The organism is Streptomyces sp. NBC_00028 (assembly GCF_045041065.1).
In the GTDB taxonomy this organism is placed as follows: Bacteria; Actinomycetota; Actinomycetes; order Streptomycetales; family Streptomycetaceae; genus Streptomyces.
The window spans coordinates 7,422,889-7,445,834 of record NZ_CP108293.1 but is presented as its reverse complement, the minus strand read 5'-3'; the positions used below and the strand labels follow the sequence as shown (position 1 = coordinate 7,445,834).

The 22,946-nt window shown below is 70.2% G+C and carries 18 protein-coding genes and 1 tRNA gene; 13 read left to right on the top strand and 6 right to left on the bottom strand.

The features are described 5' to 3' along the window. Positions 1-40 precede the first annotated feature (40 nt). Positions 41-2,746: an ATP-dependent RNA helicase gene (locus OG885_RS33475; RefSeq protein ID WP_405742989.1), complete on the top strand. Its 2,706-nt coding sequence runs from the start codon at positions 41-43 to the stop codon at positions 2,744-2,746. Here the strand turns inward: OG885_RS33475 and OG885_RS33470 are convergent. From OG885_RS33470 to OG885_RS33460, 3 genes are all read right to left on the bottom strand, one after another. Continuing rightward, a complete protein-coding gene (locus OG885_RS33470; RefSeq protein WP_405737968.1) occupies positions 2,736-3,725 on the bottom strand; it encodes a DUF3068 domain-containing protein in 990 nt (329 codons plus the stop codon). The genes OG885_RS33475 and OG885_RS33470 overlap by 11 nt on opposite strands. Positions 3,726-3,746: 21 nt before the next feature. Next, positions 3,747-3,881: an SPW_0924 family protein gene (locus tag OG885_RS33465; protein WP_405737967.1), complete on the bottom strand. Its 135-nt coding sequence runs from the start codon at positions 3,879-3,881 to the stop codon at positions 3,747-3,749. A gap of 137 nt (positions 3,882-4,018) precedes the next feature. Continuing rightward, complete coding sequence (locus OG885_RS33460; RefSeq protein ID WP_405737966.1) at positions 4,019-5,731, bottom strand: lytic murein transglycosylase; 1,713 nt, start codon at positions 5,729-5,731, stop codon at positions 4,019-4,021. Between the two features lie 265 nt (positions 5,732-5,996). On the opposite strand from OG885_RS33460, the gene OG885_RS33455 reads away from it, so the two are divergent. Beyond that, positions 5,997-6,851 carry a DUF4184 family protein gene (locus OG885_RS33455; protein ID WP_405737965.1) on the top strand — a complete coding sequence of 285 codons (855 nt, stop codon included), beginning with the start codon at positions 5,997-5,999 and terminating at the stop codon, positions 6,849-6,851. On the opposite strand, the gene OG885_RS33450 is transcribed toward OG885_RS33455, so the two are convergent. Together OG885_RS33450 and polA are read right to left on the bottom strand one after the other, a co-directional pair. Continuing rightward, positions 6,772-7,581 (bottom strand): hypothetical protein, encoded by an 810-nt coding sequence (locus OG885_RS33450; protein ID WP_405737964.1) that lies wholly within the window; start codon positions 7,579-7,581, stop codon positions 6,772-6,774. The genes OG885_RS33455 and OG885_RS33450 overlap by 80 nt on opposite strands. A gap of 179 nt (positions 7,582-7,760) precedes the next feature. Further along, positions 7,761-10,487, bottom strand: a complete 2,727-nt coding sequence (gene polA / locus OG885_RS33445; RefSeq protein ID WP_405737963.1) for a DNA polymerase I — start codon at positions 10,485-10,487, stop codon at positions 7,761-7,763. Between the two features lie 769 nt (positions 10,488-11,256). On the opposite strand from polA, the gene OG885_RS33440 reads away from it, so the two are divergent. The 9 genes from OG885_RS33440 to OG885_RS33400 all read left to right on the top strand — a co-directional run bounded on the left by OG885_RS33440 (position 11,257) and on the right by OG885_RS33400 (position 21,159). Beyond that, on the top strand, positions 11,257-13,536 hold the full coding sequence (locus tag OG885_RS33440) for an FdhF/YdeP family oxidoreductase (RefSeq protein WP_405737962.1): 2,280 nt from the start codon (positions 11,257-11,259) through the stop codon (positions 13,534-13,536). Positions 13,537-13,591: 55 nt separating this feature from the next. Further along, a complete protein-coding gene (locus tag OG885_RS33435) occupies positions 13,592-14,080 on the top strand; it encodes a PaaI family thioesterase (RefSeq protein WP_399959099.1) in 489 nt (162 codons plus the stop codon). A 56-nt stretch (positions 14,081-14,136) separates the two neighbouring features. Further along, complete coding sequence (locus tag OG885_RS33430; RefSeq protein WP_405737961.1) at positions 14,137-14,538, top strand: hypothetical protein; 402 nt, start codon at positions 14,137-14,139, stop codon at positions 14,536-14,538. Next, positions 14,535-15,143 (top strand): Tat pathway signal sequence domain protein, encoded by a 609-nt coding sequence (locus OG885_RS33425; RefSeq protein WP_405737960.1) that lies wholly within the window; start codon positions 14,535-14,537, stop codon positions 15,141-15,143. The genes OG885_RS33430 and OG885_RS33425 overlap by 4 nt, the downstream gene beginning before the upstream one ends. Before the next feature lie 287 nt (positions 15,144-15,430). Further along, complete coding sequence (locus OG885_RS33420; RefSeq protein ID WP_405737959.1) at positions 15,431-16,660, top strand: branched-chain amino acid ABC transporter substrate-binding protein; 1,230 nt, start codon at positions 15,431-15,433, stop codon at positions 16,658-16,660. Between the two features lie 130 nt (positions 16,661-16,790). Then, positions 16,791-17,723, top strand: coding sequence for a branched-chain amino acid ABC transporter permease (locus OG885_RS33415; protein ID WP_194080193.1), 933 nt, complete (start codon positions 16,791-16,793; stop codon positions 17,721-17,723). Positions 17,724-17,728: 5 nt separating this feature from the next. After that, positions 17,729-19,555 (top strand): branched-chain amino acid ABC transporter permease, encoded by a 1,827-nt coding sequence (locus OG885_RS33410; RefSeq protein WP_405737958.1) that lies wholly within the window; start codon positions 17,729-17,731, stop codon positions 19,553-19,555. Between the two features lie 3 nt (positions 19,556-19,558). Next, positions 19,559-20,446, top strand: a complete 888-nt coding sequence (locus tag OG885_RS33405; protein WP_405737957.1) for an ABC transporter ATP-binding protein — start codon at positions 19,559-19,561, stop codon at positions 20,444-20,446. Next, positions 20,443-21,159: an ABC transporter ATP-binding protein gene (locus OG885_RS33400; protein WP_405737956.1), complete on the top strand. Its 717-nt coding sequence runs from the start codon at positions 20,443-20,445 to the stop codon at positions 21,157-21,159. Before OG885_RS33405 ends, OG885_RS33400 begins: the two co-directional genes overlap by 4 nt. 81 nt (positions 21,160-21,240) lie before the next feature. On the opposite strand, the gene OG885_RS33395 is transcribed toward OG885_RS33400, so the two are convergent. Continuing rightward, positions 21,241-21,897, bottom strand: coding sequence for an ANTAR domain-containing response regulator (locus tag OG885_RS33395; protein ID WP_059197437.1), 657 nt, complete (start codon positions 21,895-21,897; stop codon positions 21,241-21,243). A 103-nt stretch (positions 21,898-22,000) separates the two neighbouring features. Between OG885_RS33395 and OG885_RS33390 the strand changes: the two genes are divergently transcribed. Together OG885_RS33390 and OG885_RS33385 are read left to right on the top strand one after the other, a co-directional pair. Continuing rightward, positions 22,001-22,073, top strand: a tRNA-Leu gene (locus tag OG885_RS33390). 105 nt (positions 22,074-22,178) lie between these two features. Then, a complete protein-coding gene (locus OG885_RS33385; protein ID WP_405737955.1) occupies positions 22,179-22,943 on the top strand; it encodes a transcriptional regulator in 765 nt (254 codons plus the stop codon). The last annotated feature ends 3 nt before the right edge of the window (positions 22,944-22,946 follow it).

The following is a 22,946-nucleotide window of genomic DNA, read 5'->3' as shown; positions in this document are numbered from 1 at the left end:
CGGTGACGATAGCGACAGCGACGTGCCCGAGACTGGTGAGGTGATCCGCAGCGACGCCCTCGACCGGCTGCCCGTACGTTCCGCCCTGCCCGCCCTGCGTACGGCGCTGGACGACCACGGCACCGCCGTCCTCGTCGCGCCGCCCGGCACCGGCAAGACCACCCTCGTGCCGCTGGTCCTGGCGGGTCTCCTGGACGCCGGCGCTCCCGCGCGGCGGGTGGTCGTGGCCGAGCCCCGTCGTATCGCCGCCCGTGCCGCCGCCCGGCGGATGGCGTGGCTGCTGGGCGAGAAGGCCGGTGACAGCGTCGGCTACACCGTGCGCGGGGAACGGGTCGTCGGGCGGCACACGCGCGTGGAGGTCGTCACGACCGGTGTGCTGCTCCAGCGGCTCCAGCGGGACCAGGAGCTCACGGGCGTCGACGTGGTGGTGCTGGACGAGTGCCACGAACGGCATCTGGACGCGGACACGTCCGCCGCGTTCCTGTGGGACGTACGGCAGGCGCTGCGGCCGGAGCTGCGGCTGGTGGCCGCGTCGGCGACGACCGACGCGGAGGGCTGGGCGCGGCTGCTGGGCGGGGCGCCGGTCGTGGCGGCTGCGGGGGTGTCGTATCCGGTGGACGTGGTGTGGGCGCCGCCGGTCAGGCCGGTCCGGCCGCCGCACGGGATGCGGGTCGATCCGGCGCTGCTCGCGCACGTGGCGTCGGTGGTGCGGCGGGCGCTGGTCGAGCGGACGGGGGACGTGCTGTGCTTCCTGCCGGGCGTCGGCGAGATCGCGAGGGTCGCCGGACAGCTGGGCGGCCTCGGGGACGTCGAGGTGCTCCAGGTGCACGGGCGTGCTCCGGCGGCCGTGCAGGACGCGGTGCTGGCTCCGGCGGAGCGGCGCCGGGTGGTGCTGGCGACGTCCGTCGCCGAGTCCTCGCTGACGGTTCCCGGGGTGCGGGTGGTCGTGGACTCCGGGCTGGCCCGGGAGCCGCGGGTCGATCACGCGCGCGGGCTGAGCGCGCTGACGACCGTACGGGCCTCGCGGGCGGCCGGGCGGCAGCGGGCGGGCCGGGCCGGGCGTGAGGCGCCGGGGACGGTGTACCGGTGCTGGGCCGAGGCCGAGGACGCGCGTCTGCCGCTGTTCCCGGCACCTGAGATCAAGGTGGCCGACCTGACGGCGTTCGCGCTCCAGGCGGCCTGCTGGGGCGATCCCGACGCGTCCGGCCTTGCGCTGCTGGATCCGCCGCCGGGCGGGGCGATGGCGGCGGCGCGGGGCGCTCTCGCGGCGGTGAACGCGGTGGACTCCGCCGGGCGGGCCACGGAACGGGGTGTGACGCTGGCCCGGTTGGGATTGCATCCCCGGCTGGGGAGGGCACTGCTGGATGCGCCTGGGGATGCGGCTGAAGTGGTCGCGCTGCTGTCGGAGGACGTTCCCCGGGGGTACGGCGATGATCTCGCGGGCGCTCTTCGGGCCGCTCGGCGTGGGGGTGACGCCTATGCGGGACGGTGGCGGACGGAGGTACGGCGGCTGCGGGCCGTCACTACGGGGTTTTCCCACCAGCCCACCCGTGACTCTCTTCCGGTAGGGGTGAACCCAGAGGGCGACCGGCCGAGCGGCGCGAGACAGGTCCCCGCCGGGCAAGGCGACGCTCGGCAAGGCGCCGTCGCCCGAGTCGACGCCCGGCGGGGCGACGACCGCCGAAACGACACCGGGCGGGGCGACGGCCAAAATGACGCCGGGCGGGACGACGATAGGCACGGCGCCGCCGGGCACGGGCCGGATGTCTCCGGCGATGACCGCCTCGCCGGACTCGTCGCCGCCCTCGCCTTCCCCGAGCGGGTCGCCAAGGCCGACGGTGGGTCCTATCTCATGGCGTCCGGTACCCGTGCCGAGCTGTCGGACGGTTCCGCGTTGCGCAGTGCCCCCTGGATCGCGGTGGCCGTCGCTGATCGGCCCGTCGGGAAAGGGCACGCGCGGGTGCAGCTCGCCGCGGGCGTGGACGAGGAGACGGCGCGGGCGGCCTGCGCGTCGATGTACTCCGAGGCTCAGGAGGTCCACTGGGCCGGCGGGGACGTCGTCGCGCGGCACGTCGAGCGGCTCGGGGCGATCGAGCTGACCGCACGGCCGTTGAAGAACGCCGACGCCGGCCTCGTACGCGAGGCGCTTCTTGAAGGGCTGCGGCAGGACGGGCTGGGGTTGTTGCGCTGGTCGCCGGAGGCCGGCGTACTGCGGCAGCGGCTCGCCTTTCTGCGGCTGCACCTCGGCGCCCCCTGGCCCGACGTGTCCGACGACGCCCTCCACGCGCGCGTGGACGAGTGGTTGGAGCCGGAGCTGAGCCGTGCGCGGCGGCGGGGCGATCTGGCGCGGATCGACGCCGGGGAGGGGCTCAACCGGCTGCTTCCGTGGGCGTCGGGTGAGGCGGGGCGGCTCGACGAGCTCGCGCCCGAGCGGATCGCGGTGCCGAGCGGGTCCAGGATCCGGATCGACTACGCGGAGCCGGAACAGCCGGTTCTCGCCGTCAAGTTGCAGGAGATGTTCGGGTTGCAGGAGTCGCCGCGGATCGCCGGGGTGCCGCTGCTCGTCCATCTCCTCTCCCCCGCCGGGCGGCCCGCGGCCGTCACCGCGGATCTCGCCTCCTTCTGGAAGGACGGCTACAAGAACGTGCGGGCGGAGCTGCGCGGCCGGTATCCGAAGCACCCGTGGCCGGAGGACCCGGCGTCCGCCGAGCCCACGCGGCACACGAACGCGCGTCTCAGGCGGTGACCGGTTCCGGTTCGTCGGCGGTCGTGGGCACGGGGTCGTCCGGGCGGCGGCTGCGGGCCTCCAGCCACAGGGAGAGGGCGAGGAGCAGGACCGCGAGAGTCAGAAAGCCCCAGGGGAGGTACGTCGTCATCATCAGGACCAGCAGCCGGTTGGACTTGACCATGGCGACCGTGTGCTCGATGTAGTCCTCGCGCATCTTCACGTGGCCGTCGAACGCGGTGACCTTCTGGCGGTCGCCGAGGAGGGTGCCGCCGCGGAGTTCCTCCTTGTGGATCTCCTCGCCGTAGACGGGGGCGCCGGTGACGGGCTCGACCCAGAACTTGCGGACCGTGGTGTACCAGCGGGTCATGCCCGTCTTGGCGATCTGTTCGGGGGTGATGCCCGCGACCGGCAGCTTCTTGGGGAACGTCACCTGGGTCCAGGGGATGGTCTGCTCGAAGTAGTAGACGTCCAGCCCGCGGAAGTTCCGCGTCCCCTTGTAGTGGATGGGGCTGCTGGTGCGGGTCTGGGCGTCGAAGTACTCGTAGTCCCGCTTCTCGGTCAGGAAGGGCCACTTGAACTCGATGCCCTCGCGTTTGACCGGATCGCCGTCGACCATCTCGCCGGTGGCGTGGACGGGGGCCTGGCTGTGGGCGTCGAAGATGTAACGCTCGGGGATGTAGGCGACCATCTTGCCGTCGGGGTCCTGGGCGTAGGACAGGCTGTCCCAGACGACGACGTCCCGGCCCAGCGTCTTCTCGATCTTCTCCGAGGCCTCCACGTTGCCCTTGAGGGTCTGCACGATGGTGATCTTGGAGACCTTCTTCTCCTGCAAGGCGTTGTCGACGAGGGTGGCGTCCTTCGCCTCCAGGACCATGTCCTGGTACTGGTCGGCCGGGATCTTGGCCAGCCGCGGGAAGGCGTACCAGCGCAGCATCGGGGACAGCGCCGCGAAGAACACGGCGAGGGCGAGCAGGATCAGGCTGGCCTTGCGGCGCATCTCGGCCTCCCTCCCGGGCGGTTACGGGTGTGACGGCACGGTGGTGAGCAGCGGCTTGGGCGAGGTCCTACCGGCCGGCGAGCCCATCGCGGTGATCGTGAACACCAGGGCGAGCGCGACGGCCAGGCCGATCGCGGCGGCGATCAGGGCACGCATGACAGCCTCCCGACAGACACCTGGAGCTGATACATCGTCAGATCCGGCACCGTAGCAACGGGCGGCCGAGATGAGAACACGTTGCACACGACGACGGCGCCCCTCCGAAGAAGGGCGCCGTCCTGGTCGTATGCGAACTATGCGCTGGGGCTGGCCGAGGGGCTCGGCGACTCGGTCGGCTCGGCTGCTGCCGCCGCCACCGTCAGTTCGACGGTCAGGACCGCGCCGCCCGCGGTGTTGATGCGGAGCAGGAACGTGCCGGTGGTGTCGTCGGAGTACAGCTTCGGCAGCTTCAGCAGACCGTTGGCGTCCGTCTCCAGGCCGGTCAGGGTGCGTACGGTCTTGCCGTCCGCGTCCTTGAAGTAGGGGCCCTTGGTGTTCTCGGTGGCGTCGTCCGCCGAGGTGATCAGGGTGGCGGTGGCGGCGACGCCGTCCGCGACGGCGCCGTCGTACGTCGCCTTGACCTCGACCTGGTCGGCGAACTCGCCGCCCGGGGTGCAGGTCAGCGCGGTGTCGCTGGTGCGGACGAGGGTGTCGGCGACGCGCTCGGTCACGGTGGCCTTGTAGTCGAGGCCGGCGACCGCGCGGCCCACGACGGTGGCGCGGACGGTGAAGCCGCCCGTCTTCTCGCCGGCCTTCAGGGCGGGCGCGACGGCGACGCCGGAGCTGTTGGTGACGATCGTGGCGACGCTCTCGCCACCGGTGAAGGTGGTGTCGGTGTCGCCGACGATCGTGAAGCGGATACGGACCTTGCCGACGGCCTTGCCGGCCGAGGTCTCGGCGCGGGTGCTGATCCGCTTGGTGAACGCGTCGCCGGCCTGCGCGGTGAGCTTGGCGGTACCCGCGTCCTCCAGGTGGTCCACCGTGTCGGTCGGGGTGGGCGTGGGTGTGGGGGTGGGTGTGCTGGGCGTCGACGGCGTGCTCGGGGAGGTGGGCGTACTGGGCGTGCTCGGCGTACTCGGAGTGCTGGGCGTCGACGGTGAGACGGGCGACGGGGAAGGGCTCACGGTGTCGTTGTCGTCGCTGCGGTTGCCGGGCAGCGAGCCGGTGCCGTCGGGGATCTCGTGGGTGCCCTTGCGGTAGTACTCCAGCCACGACAGGACCGTGTTCAGGTAGTCCTGCGAGTTGTTGTAGCTGAGGATCGCGCGGTTCATGTCGGCCTGCGCGGACAGGTCCCAGCCGTTGCGGCACAGGTAGTGGCCGGCGGCGAGGGCCGCGTCGTAGATGTTGTTGGGGTCCTTCTTGCCGTCGCCGTTCCCGTCGCGGGCGGCCCACTCCCAGGTGGAGGGGATGAACTGCATGGGGCCGACGGCCGCGTCGTACGTGCTGTTGCCGTCGTAGACGCCGTTGTCGGTGTCCGGGATGAGGGCGAAGCCGTTGCCGTCCAGCTGGGGGCCGAGGATCGGGTCGATCGTGGTGCCGTCGGCGGTGACGCGGCCGCCGCGGGCCTGGCCGGACTCGACCTTGCCGATGGCGGCGAGGAGCTGCCAGGGCAGGTTGCAGCCGGGCTTGGACTCCTGGAGGGCCGCCGCGGCCTTCTTGTAGGCGTCGAGGACGGTCGCGGGGATGCCCGCCTCGCCGGTGCCCGTGGCGGCGGTGCCGCTGCTCGTGCTCGGCGCGGGGCTCGGGCTGTTGAGGGGCGGGAGGTCCATGTAGAACGGCGAGCCGCCGGTCGCGCCGTCGTCGTCGCTCGCGTCGGGAGTGGGCTGGGCGTCGGCGGTGGTCGATCTGCCGTTGTCGTCCACCGAGACACCGGGTGCCTGGGACGCTGACAGTGCCGCGACCGCCGCGGCGGCGACGGTGGTGGCCACCGCCCCCTTGCGCAGCCTCCTGCCGAATTGCGCCGACATAAAGTGAACCCCTCCCGTGGACGCCGAGCGCCCGTCTCCGTCCGACGTGCTCGTCATGGTGTGACGATCGACCCGCGCCGCGGGTTGCCCTCGTGGAGCCTTTCGGTGCGTCGTTCTTCTGTTCGGTCCTTCTGACCCTCCCCGCTCCCCGGCGGAGGGACCCAGGCGACCCTACGACAACTTCCTTTGCTCGGGCACCCGTTCGCGCCCGGTTTTCACCAGTTGGCCATACTGGGCCGATCCACTTCCTGCCTTGGGAGGCCTCTTGCCGTTCACCCTCAGCCACGCGGCGGCCGTGTTACCGGCCGTGCGTGCCGACGGAACCGGGCGGGGGCGGTTGATTCCGGCCGTTCTCGTGGCGGGTTCCTTCGCTCCCGACATGACGTACTTCGCGGCGAGCGCGTTCTCCGAGGCGATGGAGTTCGGGAGCGTCACGCATTCCTTCCCGGGCGTCTTCACCGTCGACGTACTCGTCGCGTGGGCGTTGGTGGGGCTGTGGCTGCTCGTGCGGGAGCCGCTGGTGGCGCTGCTGCCGAGGACGCGGCAGGGGCGGGTGGCGGCGCTGCTGCGCTGCGGGGCGCCACGCGCGCGTGTACGGCCGGCGTTGGTGGCGCGGTGGTACGGGTCGGCGGCACTGGGGGCGTTGACGCATGTCGTGTGGGACGCGTTCACACACCACGACCGGTGGGGGATGCGGTTGTTCCCCGTGCTCGGCGAGACGATCGCGGGGTCGCCGCTGTACTGGTATCTGCAGTACGGCAGTTCGGCGGTGGCGGCGGTCGTGATCGCCCTGTTCCTGGTGCGAGCGGTACGGCGACTGCCGGCGGCCGAGCCTTCGGGGGTGCCGGCGCTCTCGCCGCGCGACCGGTGGTGGGCCGGGGTCGTCATCGGCGGCTGTGTGCTGGTCGCGGCGGTGCAGCGGGCCTCGCGGTGGTGGGCCTACTGGGGGTCCACCGCGAAGCCCTGGGAACTGATCCCGACGCTGTGCTTCGGCGTGGGCGCGGGGCTGGTGCTGGGGGTGCTGGGGTACGCCGTGGGGGTCAGGGCGTGGCGCCCGGTTCGGGCGCCCGACGAGCCCGACCGGACGGGGCGGGAGCCGAGCCGTCAGGGGCGTCGGTGACGGTCCTGGCGGGGGTTGAGCCGGGAGCGGCATCGGCGGGGGCCGAGCCGGGGGCGGCGTCGACGACCGTCCCGGCAGGAGCCGAACCGGGCGAGGCATCGACCACCGTCCCGGCAAGAGCCGAACCGGGCGAGGCATCGACCACCGTCCCGGCAAGAGCCGAACCGGGCGAGGCATCGACCACCGTCCCGGCAAGAGCCGAACCGGGCGAGGCATCGACCACCGTCCCGGCAAGAGCCGAACCGGGCGAGGCATCGACCACCGTCCCGGCAAGAGCCGAACCGGGCGAGGCATCGACGACCGTCCCGGCGGGGGTTGAGCCGGGAGCGGCATCGGCGACCGTCCCGGGAGCAGGCGAGCCGGGTGAGACATCCGCGACGGTCCTGGCAAGAGCCGAGCCTGGTGAGGCGTCGGTGACCGTGCCGACGGTCGTGATGAACACGGTCATGGTCCGCATCGGGCGGGAGCGGGGGACGGCGCTGAGGAGCAGCGCCAGGTAGCCGCGGGCCTGGTCGGCCCAGAGGCGCAGGTCCTTGCGCCGGTACCTGCGGGTGAGCCGGTGGCGGACGTCTGTGGCCGCCCGGCGGAGGGTGATGGCGAGGTCCCTAGGCAGGCGGGGCGTGCTGGCCGCTGCGGAGTAGGGCGGGACGTGCACGGCTGGGGTGGACGCGGTCGCATCGGTGTTCGCCTGCGCCGGAGCCGTCTGGCGGTGGAGCGTGCGTATACCCATGACCGCATCTTTACGGGCGGGGGTGGGTGGGGGCGTTTTCGCGGGGGCCACCTGAGTGACGGCTTTTCGGGGTGCCGGGTGGGTTCGGCACCCCCGGGGTGCGCCGCCGTCGGTGTTCGCCGTCGCGGCGGAGAAGGGACCGCAGTGGCCCTCTCCGCCGCAGCTCCCGGCGCTGGACGCTAGTGCGCCGCCGACTCCCAGTCCGGGCCCACGCCCACCGAGACGTCCAGAGGCGCGCGCAGCTGGACCGCGTTCGCCATCTCACGGCGGAGGAGTTCCTCGACCCGGTCGCGCTCGCCCGGGGCGATCTCCAGGACGATTTCGTCGTGGACCTGGAGCAGCATCCGGGAGGTGAGCTCCGCCTCGCTGAGGGCCTTGCCGACGTTGAGCATGGCGATCTTGACGATGTCGGCCGCGGTGCCCTGGATCGGCGCGTTGAGGGCCATCCGCTCGGCGGCCTCGCGACGCTGGCGGTTGTCGCTGTTGAGGTCGGGCAGGTAGCGGCGGCGGCCGAAGAGGGTCGCCGTGTACCCCGTCGCCCGCGCCTCGTCCACCGCTCGACGCAGATAGTCCTGGACGCCGCCGAAGCGCTCGAAGTACGTGTCCATCAGGGCACGCGCCTCGCCCGCTTCGATGTTCAGCTGCTGGGAGAGACCGAAGGCGGACAGGCCGTAGGCGAGGCCGTACGACATGGCCTTGATCTTGCGGCGCATCTCCGCGTCGACGGCGTCGCGCTCGACGGCGAAGACCTGCGAGGCAACCGTGGTGTGCAGGTCCTCACCGGAGGTGAACGCCTCGATGAGGCCCTCGTCCTCGGACAGGTGGGCCATCACACGCAGTTCGATCTGGCTGTAGTCGGCGGTCATCAGCGACTCGAAGCCCTCGCCGACCACGAACCCGCGGCGGATGGCCCGGCCCTCGTCCGTGCGGACGGGGATGTTCTGGAGGTTCGGGTCGGTGGAGGAGAGCCGGCCCGTGGCCGCGACCGTCTGGTTGAACGTGGTGTGGATACGGCCGTCCGCGGCGATCGTCTTGATCAGGCCCTCGACCGTCACGCGCAGCTTCGCCTGCTCACGGTGGCGGAGCATGATCACCGGCAGTTCGTTGTCGGTCTGGGTCGCGAGCCAGGCGAGCGCGTCGGCGTCCGTGGTGTAACCGGTCTTGGTCTTCTTCGTCTTGGGCAGGCCCAGTTCACCGAAGAGGACTTCCTGGAGCTGCTTGGGCGAGCCCAGGTTGAACTCGTGCCCGGCGGCGGCGTGGGCCTCCTTGACGGCCTGCTGGACGGCGCCGGCGAACATCTGCTCCATGGCCTCCAGATGGGCCCGGTCGGCGGCGATGCCATGCCGCTCCATGCGGGCCAGCAGGGCGGAGGTGGGCAGTTCCATGTCGCGCAGGAGGTCCGCGGCGCCTACCTCGGTCAGCTTGGTCTCGAAGGCGTCGCCGAGGTCGAGGATGGCGCGGGCCTGCACCATGAGGGCCTCGGCCTCGGCGCCGTCGTCCGCGCCGAAGGCGAGCTGGCCGTCGGCCGCGGCGGCGGGCGCGAGCTCCCGGCCGAGGTACTCCAGGGACAGGGCGTCCAGGTCGAAGGAGCGGCGGCCCGGCTTGACGAGGTAGGCGGCCAGCGCGGTGTCCATGGCGACGCCGTCGATGCTCCAGCCGTGCTCGGCGAAGACGCGCATCGCGCCCTTGGCGTTGTGGAAGACCTTGGGCCGGCCCGCGTCGGCCAGCCAGCCGGCGAGGGCCTTCTCGTCGGCCTCGTCGAGCTGGGTCGGGTCGAGCCAGGCGGCCGCTCCGCCGGCGGCCGCGAGGGCGATCTCGGCGACCGAGCCGGTGCCCAGGCCCCAGGTGTCGACCGTGGCGACGCCCAGCGTCTCGGTGGCGTGCTCGGTGAGCCAGGCGGAGACCTCGCCGGTGCCGAGGACGGTGCCGTCGAGTTCCACGCCGGCCGCCGCGGCCGGAGCCGGCTCGGCCTCCTCGGCGCCCGGGTCGACGGCGAGCAGGCGCTCGCGCAGCGAGGGGTTACGGATCTCGAGGGTGTCGAGGATCATCGCGAGCGTCTTGCGGTCGTACGGCGCGCGCTCCAGGTCCGTGACCGTCTTCGACAGCTCGACGGTGCGGACCATCTCGGTGAGGCGGCGGTTGAGCTTGACCGCCTCCAGGTGCTCGCGCAGGTTCTGCCCGGCCTTGCCCTTGACCTCCTCGACGCGCTCGACGAGGTCCGCGAACGACCCGAACTGGTTGATCCATTTCGCGGCCGTCTTCTCGCCGACGCCCGGGATGCCCGGCAGGTTGTCGGACGGGTCGCCGCGCAGGGCCGCGAAGTCGGGGTACTGGGCGGGCGTCAGGCCGTACTTCTCGAACACCTTCTCCGGGGTGAACCGGGTCAGCTCGGAGACACCCTTCGTCGGGTAGAGCACGGTGGTGTGCTCACTCACCAGCTGGAAGGAGTCGCGGTCGCCGGTGACGATCAGCACGTCGAAGCCGGCGGCCTCGGCCTGGGTGGCGAGCGTGGCGATGACGTCGTCGGCCTCGAAGCCGTCGACCGCGAAGCGCGAGACGTGCATCGCGTCGAGGAGTTCGCCGATCAGCTCGACCTGGCCCTTGAACTCGTCCGGGGTCTTCGAGCGGTTGGCCTTGTACTCCGTGTACTCCTCGGAGCGCCAGGTCTTGCGCGACACGTCGAAGGCCACCGCGAAGTGCGTCGGCGCCTCGTCGCGCAGGGTGTTGGCCAGCATCGAGGCGAAGCCGTAGATCGCGTTCGTCGGCTGGCCCGTCGCGGTCGTGAAGTTCTCCGCGGGCAGCGCGAAGAACGCGCGGTACGCCAGTGAGTGCCCGTCCATGAGCATCAGGCGCGGGCGGCTGCCGCCGGGGCTGTTGTCGGTCGTCTTCGATGCTGTCTCTGCCACGCCCCCGATCCTGCCACGCCCCACTGACACTCGGACCACACCACGAAAGGCAGCCGTGGGGGGCGGGCGTACAGGTTGGGTGGATCGGGGCGGCAACGGGGGAACCGCGTGCCCACGCGCGGGGGCGACGGTGGGGGTGTCCCGGACCATGCCGGAGCCGACAGCGAGGGGCCCGGAGCATGCCCGCGGACGACGACAGGGGTGTAGGGCCGCCATGTCCGGGCCCCGGGAGCGGCAGCCGCCGCGGTCGGGCCGTACCGGGCGAACGATGCGCCTCAGCGACCGGCCCCCACGGGGCAGCGACGCCAGACGTACGGCCACACCGGAAGCGGACCCACCAAGGCCCCGCCAAGTCGTCGGGCCACCGAACCCTCGCACCACCGCGCCCGTTCGCACCTCCGCCCAGCCGCGCCACCCCACCGCCGCACCGCCGCCCCACCGCCGCACCGCCGCACCGCCGCACCGCCTCAGAGAGCCGACCCCTCGGGCCGCTGGTCCGCAGCAACGGGTCGGCCGGGCCCTGGCGTCGAGGCTCGTGCGCTACTGCGGCTGCGAGGGCCGAGCACCGCTCCGACCCGGCCCCCCTCAGTCGCCCCCCGCTGACCGCCCACTCCCCACCACCCCTCCACCCCGTTCCCTCTTCCGCAACCATTGCCTGATACGCAACCATTGCCCCAGCCCTCCACCCACCCCGGCCACCCCCGTTGTCGGCGTTGCGTGCGAGGATCGGAGACGTACCTCACATGTGCACGCGAAGGAGATCGCCGCGATGGCAACGAAGCCGCCCAAGGGGGATCCGGTCCAGGACGCTCCGCAGGTCGCCGAGCCGAAGCACGCGGCGGCGGGGCTGCCAGCCATCGGGCACACCCTGCGGATCGCCCAGCAGCAGATGGGCGTGAAGCGGACCGCGCTGACGCTGCTGCGGGTGAACCAGAAAGAGGGCTTCGACTGCCCTGGCTGCGCCTGGCCGGAGCCCGAGCACCGGCACACCTTCGAGTTCTGTGAGAACGGCGCGAAGGCCGTGGCCGAGGAGGCCACCCTGCGCCGGGTCACCCCGGAGTTCTTCGCCGCGCACCCGGTCACCGACCTCGCGACGCGCAGCGGCTACTGGCTGGGCCAGCAGGGGCGGTTGACCCACCCCGTGTATCTCCCCGAAGGAGGCACGCAATACGAGCCGGTCACCTGGGAGCGCGCCTTCGACATCGTCGCCGAGGAGATCGCCGCCCTCGACTCCCCCGACGAGGCCCTCTTCTACACCTCGGGGCGCACCAGCAACGAAGCCGCGTTCCTGTATCAGCTGTTCGCGCGCGAGCTCGGCACCAACAACCTGCCGGACTGCTCCAACATGTGCCACGAGTCCTCGGGCTCGGCCCTCACGGAGACCATCGGCATCGGCAAGGGCAGCGTCCTGCTGGAGGACCTCTACAAGGCCGACCTGATCATCGTCGCCGGCCAGAACCCCGGCACCAACCACCCGCGCATGCTCTCCGCACTGGAGAAGGCCAAGGCGAACGGCGCGAAGGTCGTCAGCGTCAACCCGCTGCCGGAAGCCGGCCTGGAGCGGTTCAAGAACCCGCAGACCCCCCAGGGCATGCTCAAGGGCGCCGCCCTCACCGATCTGTTCCTCCAGATCCGCATCGGTGGCGACCAGGCCCTCTTCCGCCTCCTCAACAAGCTGATCCTGGAGACCGAGGGCGCCGTCGACCAGGCTTTCGTCGACGAACACACCCACGGCTACGAGGAGTTCGTCGCGGCCGCCCGCGCCGCCGACTGGGACGAGACGCTCGCCGCGACCGGCCTCACGCGCGCGGAGATCGAGGAAGCCCTCTCCCTGGTGCTCGCCTCGCAGCGCACCATCGTCTGCTGGGCGATGGGCCTGACCCAGCACAAGCACTCCGTGCCGACCATCCGCGAGGTGGTCAACTTCCTGCTCCTGCGCGGCAACATCGGCCGCCCGGGCGCGGGCGTGTGCCCGGTGCGCGGTCACTCCAACGTGCAGGGCGACCGCACCATGGGCATCTTCGAACGCCCCGCCCCGGCCTTCCTGGACGCCCTGGAGAAGGAGTTCGGCTTCGCGCCCCCGCGCGAGCACGGCTACGACGTCGTACGGGCCATCGAGGCGCTGCGCGACGGCCGGGCGAAGGTCTTCTTCGCCATGGGCGGCAACTTCGTCTCCGCCTCCCCCGACACCGACGTCACCGAGGCCGCCATGCGGCGCGCCCGGCTGACCGTGCACGTGTCGACCAAGCTCAACCGCTCGCACGCCGTCACGGGCGCGCGCGCCCTGATCCTGCCCACCCTCGGCCGCACCGAGCGCGACCTCCAGGGCAGCGGCGAGCAGTTCGTGACCGTCGAGGACTCCATGGGCATGGTGCACGCCTCCCAGGGCCGTCTGGAGCCCGCGAGCGGCCACCTGCTGTCCGAGCCGGCCATCGTCGCCCGCCTCGCCCGCCGCGTCCTCGGCGACGCCTCTCGCACCCCCTGGGAGGAGTTCGAGAAGGACTACGCGACGATCCGGGACCGCATCGCACGCGTGATCCCCGGTTTCGAGGACTTCAACGCGCGCGTGGCGGAGCCCGGCGGCTTCGCCCTCCCGCACGCCCCGCGCGACGAGCGCCGCTTCCCGACGGCCACCGGCAAGGCCAACTTCACCGCCGCCCCCGTCGAGTACCCGGCGCTTCCCGAGGGCCGCCTGCTGCTCCAGACCCTGCGTTCGCACGATCAGTACAACACCACGATCTACGGCCTGGACGACCGCTATCGGGGCATCAGGAACGGCCGCCGGGTCGTCCTGGTCAATCCCGAGGACGCGGCGAGGCTGAAGCTGGCGGACGGCTCTTACGTGGACCTCGTCAGTGAGTGGAAGGACGGCGTCGAGCGCCGGGCGGCCGGCTTCCGGGTCGTGCACTACCCGACCGCGCGCGGCTGCGCCGCCGCCTACTACCCCGAGACCAACGTCCTCGTCCCGCTGGGCGCCACCGCGGACACCAGCAACACCCCGGCCAGCAAGTCCGTCGTGGTGCGTCTGGAACAATCGGCCACCGACTGAGCGTTTGCTCAGCGGACCGAGTTGTGAGTGTTCCCGACGAACGGAGCCGGGCCCCATGGGCGAGCAGCAGCATGTGAAGTTCCCGCAAGAGGTTATCGACGAGTACGCCGCGCTCGGCGTGGACCTGCTGGCCCTGTTCTCCGCCGGGCACCTCGGCACCCGCATGGGCGTCGAGATCGTCGAGGCCTCCGCGGACCGGGTCGTCGGGACGATGCCGGTGGAGGGCAACACCCAGCCGTACGGGCTGCTGCACGGCGGCGCCTCCGCCGTCCTTGCCGAGACCCTCGGCTCGGTCGGCTCGATGCTGCACGGCGGCAGCTCGAAGATCGCCGTCGGCGTGGACCTGAACTGCACGCACCACCGGGGCGCGCGCTCGGGCCTGGTGACCGGCGTGGCCACGCCCGTGCACCGGGGGCGCTCGACGGCGACGTACGAGATCGTGATCAGCGACGAGGACGGGCGGCGCGTGTGCACCGCGCGGCTGACCTGTCTGCTGCGGGACGTGAACCCTGGCGACGGCGCCCATGTCGGGGCCACCGCCTGACGCCGAAGTCCTTTCGGGCCTGGCCCCGACCGTGCCGCAGGGCCTAGCGTCGGGGCATGCGAACGGCAGGAGTCCCGGTGCTCGGGGCCGGGGTGGGGTTCATGGCGGTCCTGCTGACCCTCGGCGGATGCGGAGGATCCGGGTCCGCCGCCACCCCGCAGAACGCCACAGCCGCCGCGGCACCCACCGCGGCCCCCACACCCCCCGAGGACCTCTGCACCCGCCTCGTCGCCCACTGGTCCCGCGAGGTACTGGACCGGAACACCTACGGCGACTACCAGTCGATGGGCCTGTCCAACGGCCAGTACGACATCCTCATCAAGGTCGTCGACGCCGCCCGCGCCGAGAAGAAGCGCCAAGGCGCCGCGGCTGCCGACCGGTTGATCGACCGTCAGGCCCGCAGCGGCTGTGTGCGCTGGTACCGCGACGGCGGTCCCGGCGAGGGGCCCTGGAGTTGAGCGGCACCGGGCCGGTCGAGCCGGGCGAGGGCACGCACGCCTGGAAGACCCCCGACTCCCCCGCCTCCGCCCCGCCCCGCGGCCGCCTCGCCGGGCTCTACGACCGGCACCGGCGTGCCGTCCTCGGCACCGCGACGACCCTGGCGCTCCTCGTGGGCGGCGGCTATCTCTACGCGACCCGGCCACAGCCGCCGGAACCCCCCGACCCGCCGTACCCGTCTCAGGTGACGGACCTGCACTACCTCAGCGGAGAGCCCACCTCCGCGGGCGCCGGGCCGCGGAGCTTCAGCTTCGGGGTGGAACTGAGCGTGCTCTCCGGCCCGCCCGTCACCGTGGTCCGGATCTCCCAGCCGTACGCCGGCATGTCGGTGACCTCCACACCAAAAGCCCCCTTCGGGACGAGAGCGGGCACCAGCCGCAAGATCGTCATCACCATGCATGTGGCGCAGTGCAGGAAAGTGCCATGGAACGCCGGGCTCCCTTTCCTTGACGTAACTCTACGTAATACGCGCGCAATAGAAGTTCACAGCTTCATCCTCGGGCAGCGCTATGCCCAGCACCTCTCGGAGGCCCTACAAGTCGCCTGCAGCAACGGTTCTGAGTAATTACCAAAACCGCCGAGACGCCTGAACAAGTTGTATCGAGTCCTGCGGGTTCTCAGAATGCGGACAGGGCGAATCGGCCTGAATTCCGCTGTTCCACCCACTCAGTACCGCTCTGCATTACGACGTGTCATAACAAGAGCGTCACAGCCTCCGTCAGACCCTCCTCCACCCTCCCCGCACACGCTTAGAGTCACGCCCAGTCACCGCGCCATGGATTCTCACAACAGACCAGCGCAGAGACTCGGTCGCTTCCAGGGGGGAGCGCCGCGCCAGTGAAAGGACGAATCGTGCGTCAACGTTCGCTCATCACCATCACCGCCGCGCTGGCGGCGGGAGCACTCACCCTCACCGCCTGCGGCTCGCGCGACGACGACGGCGGCTCGGACTCCGGCAGCGGCGGCACCAAGGTCGTCATCGGTGTCGACGCCCCGCTGACGGGTGACCTCTCCGCCCTGGGTCTCGGCATCAAGAACTCCGTCGACCTCGCCGCGAAGACCGCCAACAAGCAGAAGCTCGTCGACGGTGTCACCTTCGAGATCAAGGCCCTCGACGACCAGGCCCAGCCCTCCTCGGGCCAGGCCAACGCCGTCACCCTCCAGTCCGACAAGTCCGTCATGGGCGTCGTCGGTCCGCTGAACTCCTCCGTCGCCGAGTCGATGCAGAAGGTCTTCGACGACGCCGGCCTGGTCCAGATCTCCCCGGCCAACACCGGCCCGGCCCTCACCCAGGGTGTCGACTGGCAGACCAAGAAGGTCCGCACCTACAAGTCGTACTTCCGCACCGCGACCACGGACGCCATCCAGGGCCCGTTCGCCGCGCAGTACGTCTACAACGACGCCAAGAAGAAGAAGGTCTTCGTCATCGACGACAAGAAGACCTACGGCGCCGGTCTCGCTGCCACCTTCACCGACGAGTTCAAGAAGCTCGGCGGCAAGGTCGTCGGCACCGACCACATCGACCCGGACACCAAGGACTTCTCCGCGGTCGCCACCAAGGTCAAGAACTCCGGCGCCGACGTCGTCTACTACGGCGGCGAGTACCCGCAGGCCGGCCCGCTCAGCAAGCAGATCAAGGCCGCAGGCGCCAAGATCCCGCTGGTCGGCGGCGACGGCATCTACGACCCGACCTTCGTCGAGCTGGCCGGCGCCAACAGCACCGGTGACCTCGCCACCTCCGTCGGCGCCCCCGTCGAGACGCTGGCCTCCGCCAAGCAGTTCGTCGCCGACTACAAGAAGGCCGGCTACAAGGACGAGTACGCGGCCTACGGCGGTTACTCCTACGACGCCGCCTGGGCGATCATCCTCGCCGTCAAGAAGGTCGTCGACGACAACGACGGCAAGCTGCCGTCCGACGCCCGCGCGAAGATCACCGCCGCCACGCAGAACGTCTCCTTCGACGGTGTGACCGGCAAGGTCTCCTTCGACGAGTACGGTGACGCCACCAACAAGCAGCTCACCGTGTACGCCGTCGAGAACGGTGCCTGGAAGGCCGTCAAGTCCGGCACCTACACCGGCTGACCCATCCCCACCCGCACCACCTGAGCCGCGCGGGGCGCTGTTCCACAGGCGCCCCGCGCGGACTCACATCCGGCCCCGGACACACTTCCGGTCACATCCGTCGAACATCCGAAACCTCGGAGGACATGCGGTGAACGAACTGCCGCAGCAGCTGGTCAACGGCCTGCTACTAGGAGCAATGTACGGGCTGGTCGCCATCGGCTACACAATGGTCTATGGCATTGTCCAGCTCATCAACTTCGCCCACGGCGAGATCTTCATGATCGGAGGGTTCGGAGCCCTCACGGTCTATCTGTACGTACTGCCCGACGGCACCACCATGTGGGTCGCACTGCCACTGATGCTCGTGGGAGCCGTCATCGCAGCCGTCCTCGTCGCCGTCGGAGCCGAACGGTTCGCCTACCGCCCCCTGCGCACCGCCCCACGCCTCGCGCCCCTTATCACCGCCATCGGCCTCTCCCTCGCCCTCCAGCAGGCGGTATGGGCCTGGTACCCCGGCGCAAAGGAGTCCATCAACTTCCCCGAGATCCCGGGCGGACCCTTCGAGATCGGCAGCGTCACCATCCAGACCGGTGACATCTTCCTGTTCATCGCCGCACCCGTCAGCATGGCGATCCTCGCCTACTTCGTCATGAAGACCCGCACCGGCCGCGGCATGCAGGCCACCGCACAGGACCCCGACACCGCCAAGCTCATGGGCATCAACACCGACCGCATCATCGTGGTCGCCTTCGCCCTCGGCGCCCTCTTCGCCGCCGTCGGAGCCGTCGCCTACGGCCTCAAGTACGGCCAGGTCCAGTTCCGCATGGGCTTCATCCTCGGCCTCAAGGCCTTCACCGCCGCAGTCCTCGGCGGCATCGGCAACATCTACGGCGCCATGCTCGGCGGCCTCGTCCTCGGCCTCGCCGAGACCATGGCCACCGCCTACATCGCCGACGTCCCCGGCTTCGACCTGCTCGGCGGCCAGTCCTGGGCCAACGTCTGGGCCTTCGTACTCCTCATCCTCGTACTCCTCGTCAGGCCACAGGGCCTGCTCGGCGAGCGCGTCGCGGACAGGGCGTGACACCGATGACGACACAGACCACCCAGTCCCCCAGCGCCCCCGCCAACAAGGACGGCGCCACCAAGGGCCTCGTCGGCCTCCCCGAGAACGTCGGCCGCGCCCTCGCCACCATCGGAGGCGCCCTCGCCGTCGTCTCCACCTTCCTCGCCTGGACCTGGACCTCCGAGTTCCCCGGCGACCTCACCTACTACGGCTACCCCGGCGGCCTCCAGGTCCTCGTCCTCATCGGCGGCGCCCTCACCGCGCTGTTCGGCCTCGCGTCGTACGGCATCAAGGGCCTGCGCTGGCTCACCCCGGCCGGTGCGGACAGCTCCATCAAGCTCGCCGCACTCGGCACCTTCGCCACCGCCTGGTACACGGTCATCGCGATCAGCGCCCAGCTCGGCGGCGTCGTCAACCTCGAACCCGGCGGCTACATCGTCGCGATCGTCACCCTGGCCGCACTCCTCGGCGCCTTCTCCCTGCCCTTCGAACGCCCCGAGCCCGACCCCGTCGACCCCGACGACACCGGCTGGGAGCAGTTCAAGCACGGCGTGCGCCACAACTGGTCCGTCTTCAAGGCCGCCATCGCCTCCGGCACGCCCCGCAAGGCCCCGACCCTCCCCACCTACGCCGAGATCCTGGTCATCGTCGCCGCCATGGCCGTCGGCCTGACCGTCTTCACCTACGGCATCGGCACCGAGTACGACGAACTCTTCGTCGGCTTCCTCATCACGGTCGGCTTCGGCTTCTCCGCCCTGGCCAAGGCCGGGCTCGTGGCCCGGGTCTCGGCCATCACCGGCAAGCACCGCACCATCACCATGTTCGGCGCGTTCATCGCCGCCGCGCTCTTCCCCTTCACCCAGTCCGACGACCAGTACGCGACCATCGGCGTCTACATCCTGATCTTCGCCACCGTCGCCCTCGGCCTGAACATCGTCGTCGGCCTCGCCGGCCTCCTCGACCTCGGATACGTCGCCTTCCTCGGCGTCGGCGCCTACACCGCGGCCATGGTCTCCGGCTCCCCCGCCTCGCCGTTCGACGTGCACCTGCCGTTCTGGCTCTCGGCGCTGCTCGGCGCCGCCGTCGCCATGGTCTTCGGCGTCCTCATCGGCGCCCCCACCCTGCGACTGCGCGGCGACTACCTCGCCATCGTGACCCTCGGCTTCGGTGAGATCTTCCGCATCACCGTCCTCAACATGGACGGCACCTCCGGACCCGACATCACCAACGGCTCCAACGGCATCTCCTCGATCCCGAACCTCGACATCCTTGGGTTCGACTTCGGCAAGTCGCACGACATCCTCGGCTTCACCATCGCGCGCTTCGCCAACTACTTCCTGCTGATGCTGTTCATCACGCTCATCGTCGTGGTGGTCTTCCAGCGCAGCAGCGACTCGCGCATCGGCCGCGCCTGGATCGCCATCCGCGAGGACGAGACCGCCGCCCTCGCCATGGGCATCAACGGCTTCCGCGTCAAGCTGATCGCCTTCGCCCTCGGCGCCTCCCTGGCCGGCCTCGCCGGCTCGGTCCAGGCCCACGTCACCTACACCGTGACGCCGGAGCAGTACCAGTTCGCCCACGTGGTCCCGCCCAACTCGGCCTTCCTGCTCGCCGCGGTCGTCCTCGGCGGCATGGGCACCATCGCCGGACCCCTCGTCGGCGCCGCGCTGCTCTACCTCATCCCGGCCAAGCTCCAGTTCCTCGGCGACTACCAGCTCTTCGCCTTCGGACTCGCGCTCGTCCTCCTGATGCGCTTCCGCCCCGAGGGCCTCATCCCCAACCGGCGCCGCCAACTCGAATTCCACGAAGAGGCCGAAGCCCCCGCAGTCCTCAGCAAGACAGGGGTCTGACACATGACCGACACCACCACCGTCACCGGGACCACCGTCCTCGACGCCCGCGGCGTCACCATGCGCTTCGGCGGCCTCACCGCCGTACGCAACGTCGACCTCCAGGTCAACAGCGGCGAGATCGTCGGCCTCATCGGCCCCAACGGCGCCGGCAAGACCACCTTCTTCAACTGCCTGACGGGGCTGTACATCCCGACGGAGGGCGAAGTCCGCTACAAGGGCACCGTCCTGCCCCCCAAGTCCTTCAAGGTCACCGCAGCCGGCATCGCCCGCACCTTCCAGAACATCCGCCTGTTCGCCAACATGACGGTCCTGGAGAACGTGCTCGTCGGCCGCCACACCCGCACGAAGGAAGGCCTGTGGAGCGCCCTGCTCCGCGGCCCCGGATTCCACAAGGCCGAGAAGGCCTCCCGCGAACGCGCCATGGAACTCCTGGAGTTCGTGGGCCTGGCGAGCAAGGCCGAGCACCTCGCCCGCAACCTCCCCTACGGCGAACAGCGCAAGCTGGAGATCGCACGGGCGCTCGCAAGCGAGCCGGGCCTGCTCCTGCTCGACGAGCCCACGGCCGGCATGAACCCCCAGGAGACCCGCGCCACCGAGGAGCTCGTCTTCGCCATCCGCGACAAGGGCATCGCCGTACTCGTCATCGAGCACGACATGCGCTTCATCTTCAACCTCTGCGACCGCGTAGCCGTCCTCGTCCAGGGCGAGAAGCTCGTCGAGGGCGACAGTGCCACCGTCCAGGGCGACGAACGCGTCGTCGCCGCCTACCTCGGCGAACCCTTCGAAGGCACCCCCGGCGACGAAGAAGTGGCCGAAGTCGAAGCAGCGGAAGCAGCCGAAGCAAGCGCCCCGTCGGACGCCACGCCCGGCAAGGAGAACGACCGATGACCGCACTCCTCGAGGTCGAGGACCTCCGCGTCGCCTACGGCAAGATCGAAGCCGTCAAGGGCATCTCCTTCAAGGTCGACGCCGGCGAGGTCGTCACCCTCATCGGCACCAACGGCGCCGGCAAGACCACGACCCTGCGCACCCTGTCGGGTCTCCTCAAGCCGGTCGGCGGCCAGATCAAGTTCGGCGGCAAATCGCTGAAGAAGGTCCCCGCCCACGACATCGTCGCGCTGGGACTGGCCCACTCCCCCGAGGGCCGGCACATCTTCCCTCGCATGACGATCGAGGACAATCTGCGGCTGGGGGCGTTCCTGAGGAACGACAAGGCCGGCATCGAGAAGGACATCCAGCGGGCTTACGACCTCTTCCCGATCCTGGGAGAGCGCCGCAAGCAGGCCGCGGGCACCCTGTCCGGCGGCGAGCAGCAGATGCTGGCCATGGGCCGCGCGCTCATGTCCCAGCCGAAGCTGCTCATGCTGGACGAGCCCTCCATGGGCCTGTCCCCGATCATGATGCAGAAGATCATGGCGACGATCGCCGAGCTGAAGTCCCAGGGCACGACGATCCTCCTCGTCGAGCAGAACGCCCAGGCGGCCCTGTCCCTGGCCGACCACGGCCACGTCATGGAAATCGGCAAGATCGTCCTGTCCGGCACGGGCCAGGACCTCCTGCACGACGAGTCGGTCCGCAAGGCGTACCTGGGCGAGGACTAGGGTCTTTGCCTTAATTGCGATACGACGAGGCCCGCGCCCCCTGCTGGGGACGCGGGCCTCGGTACGCGTACCGCTCCGGCGTCAGCCCTTCGACGCCTTCTTCTCGTCGGCGTCCTGGATAACCGCCTCCGCGACCTGCTGCATCGACATACGCCGGTCCATCGACGTCTTCTGAATCCACCGGAACGCGGCGGGCTCGGTCAGCCCGTACTCGGTCTGGAGGATGGACTTGGCGCGGTCGACCAGCTTGCGCGTCTCAAGCCGCAGAGTGAGGTCGGCGACCTCCTTCTCCAGCTCCTTCAGCTCGGTGAACCGGGACACGGCCATCTCGATGGCCGGCACGACATCACTCTTGCTGAACGGCTTCACGAGGTACGCCATCGCACCGGCGTCGCGGGCGCGCTCCACGAGGTCGCGCTGCGAGAAGGCGGTGAGCATCAGCACGGGCGCGATGCGCTCTTCGGCGATCTTCTCGGCGGCGGAGATACCGTCCATCTTCGGCATCTTCACGTCGAGGATGACGAGGTCCGGCTGGTGCTCACGGGCGAGCTCGATGGCCTGCTCACCGTCACCGGCCTCACCTACGACGCTGTAGCCCTCTTCCTCCAGCATCTCTTTGAGGTCGAGCCGGATCAGGGCCTCGTCCTCGGCAATGACGACACGGGTCGTCAGCGGAGGCACGTGCGACTTGTCGTCGTCGGGCGCGTCTACGGGCTGGGGCGACTCGGGGGCGGTCACGGGGGCTCCTCGTTCAGGGGCAGGGGTGCTGCTCCCAAGAGCGTACCTAGCTGCGATAAGGTAGGGACACGGCGGGTGACCGCCAACCTTTGTTTTACAGGGCGCCCCGGTAGCCCAGCGGTAGAGGCAATGGTCTCAAACACCATCCAGCGTCGGTTCGAATCCGACCCGGGGTACTTTTCCTTCAGATCAAAGGTCACCTTTTCAAGCGGATGTCCACGTTCCCGTGAACATCCGCTTTTTGCTGCGTGTCGTCGCGATCACTCACACACCCTGATCAGATGTACGACATCAGCACACGCAAACGGGCATTAGCCCTGGTGGCACAAGGACGCAGCCTGAACTACGTCAGCAAAGAGACCGGCGTATCTCGCGCCGCCATCCGCTCGTGGCAGACGCGCATCGAGCCACTGCCCCGCATTCGGTGGACGCCCTGTTCACGCTGCGGCCCGACGGCGAAGGCACCCACAGACACGGCGTCCTACAGCTATCTCCTCGGCCTCTACCTCGGCGACGGCTGCATCAGCCCTGGCATGAAATCGGGCTACTTCCTTCGCATCGCGTGCGCCGACGCGTGGCCCGGTCTCATCGATGCTTGCGTTGCCGCCGTCGAATCGGTCAATCCCAGCGGCAAGGCCTACCGAGTCCAAGCCGTGGGATACACCTCTGTCGTCGGCTACAGCAGACACTGGCCTTGCCTCTTCCCCCAGCACGGCCCCGGCAAGAAGCACGAACGCCCCATCACCCTCGAACCCTGGCAGCAGGCCATCGTTGACGCTCACCCCTGGGAATTCATCCGGGGTCTCATTCACTCCGACGGCTGCCGCATCACCAACTGGACGACTCGCCTCATCGCCGGTGAGCGCAAACGCTACGAATACCCCCGGTACTTCTTCACCAACCTGTCGGGCGACATCATCCGCCTCTTCACCGCCACCCTCGACCACGTGGGCATCGAATGGCGACAAGCGAACCCCCGCAACATCTCCATCGCCCGCAAAGCCTCAGTAGCTCTCATGGACACCCACGTAGGCCCCAAGCACTAGCAA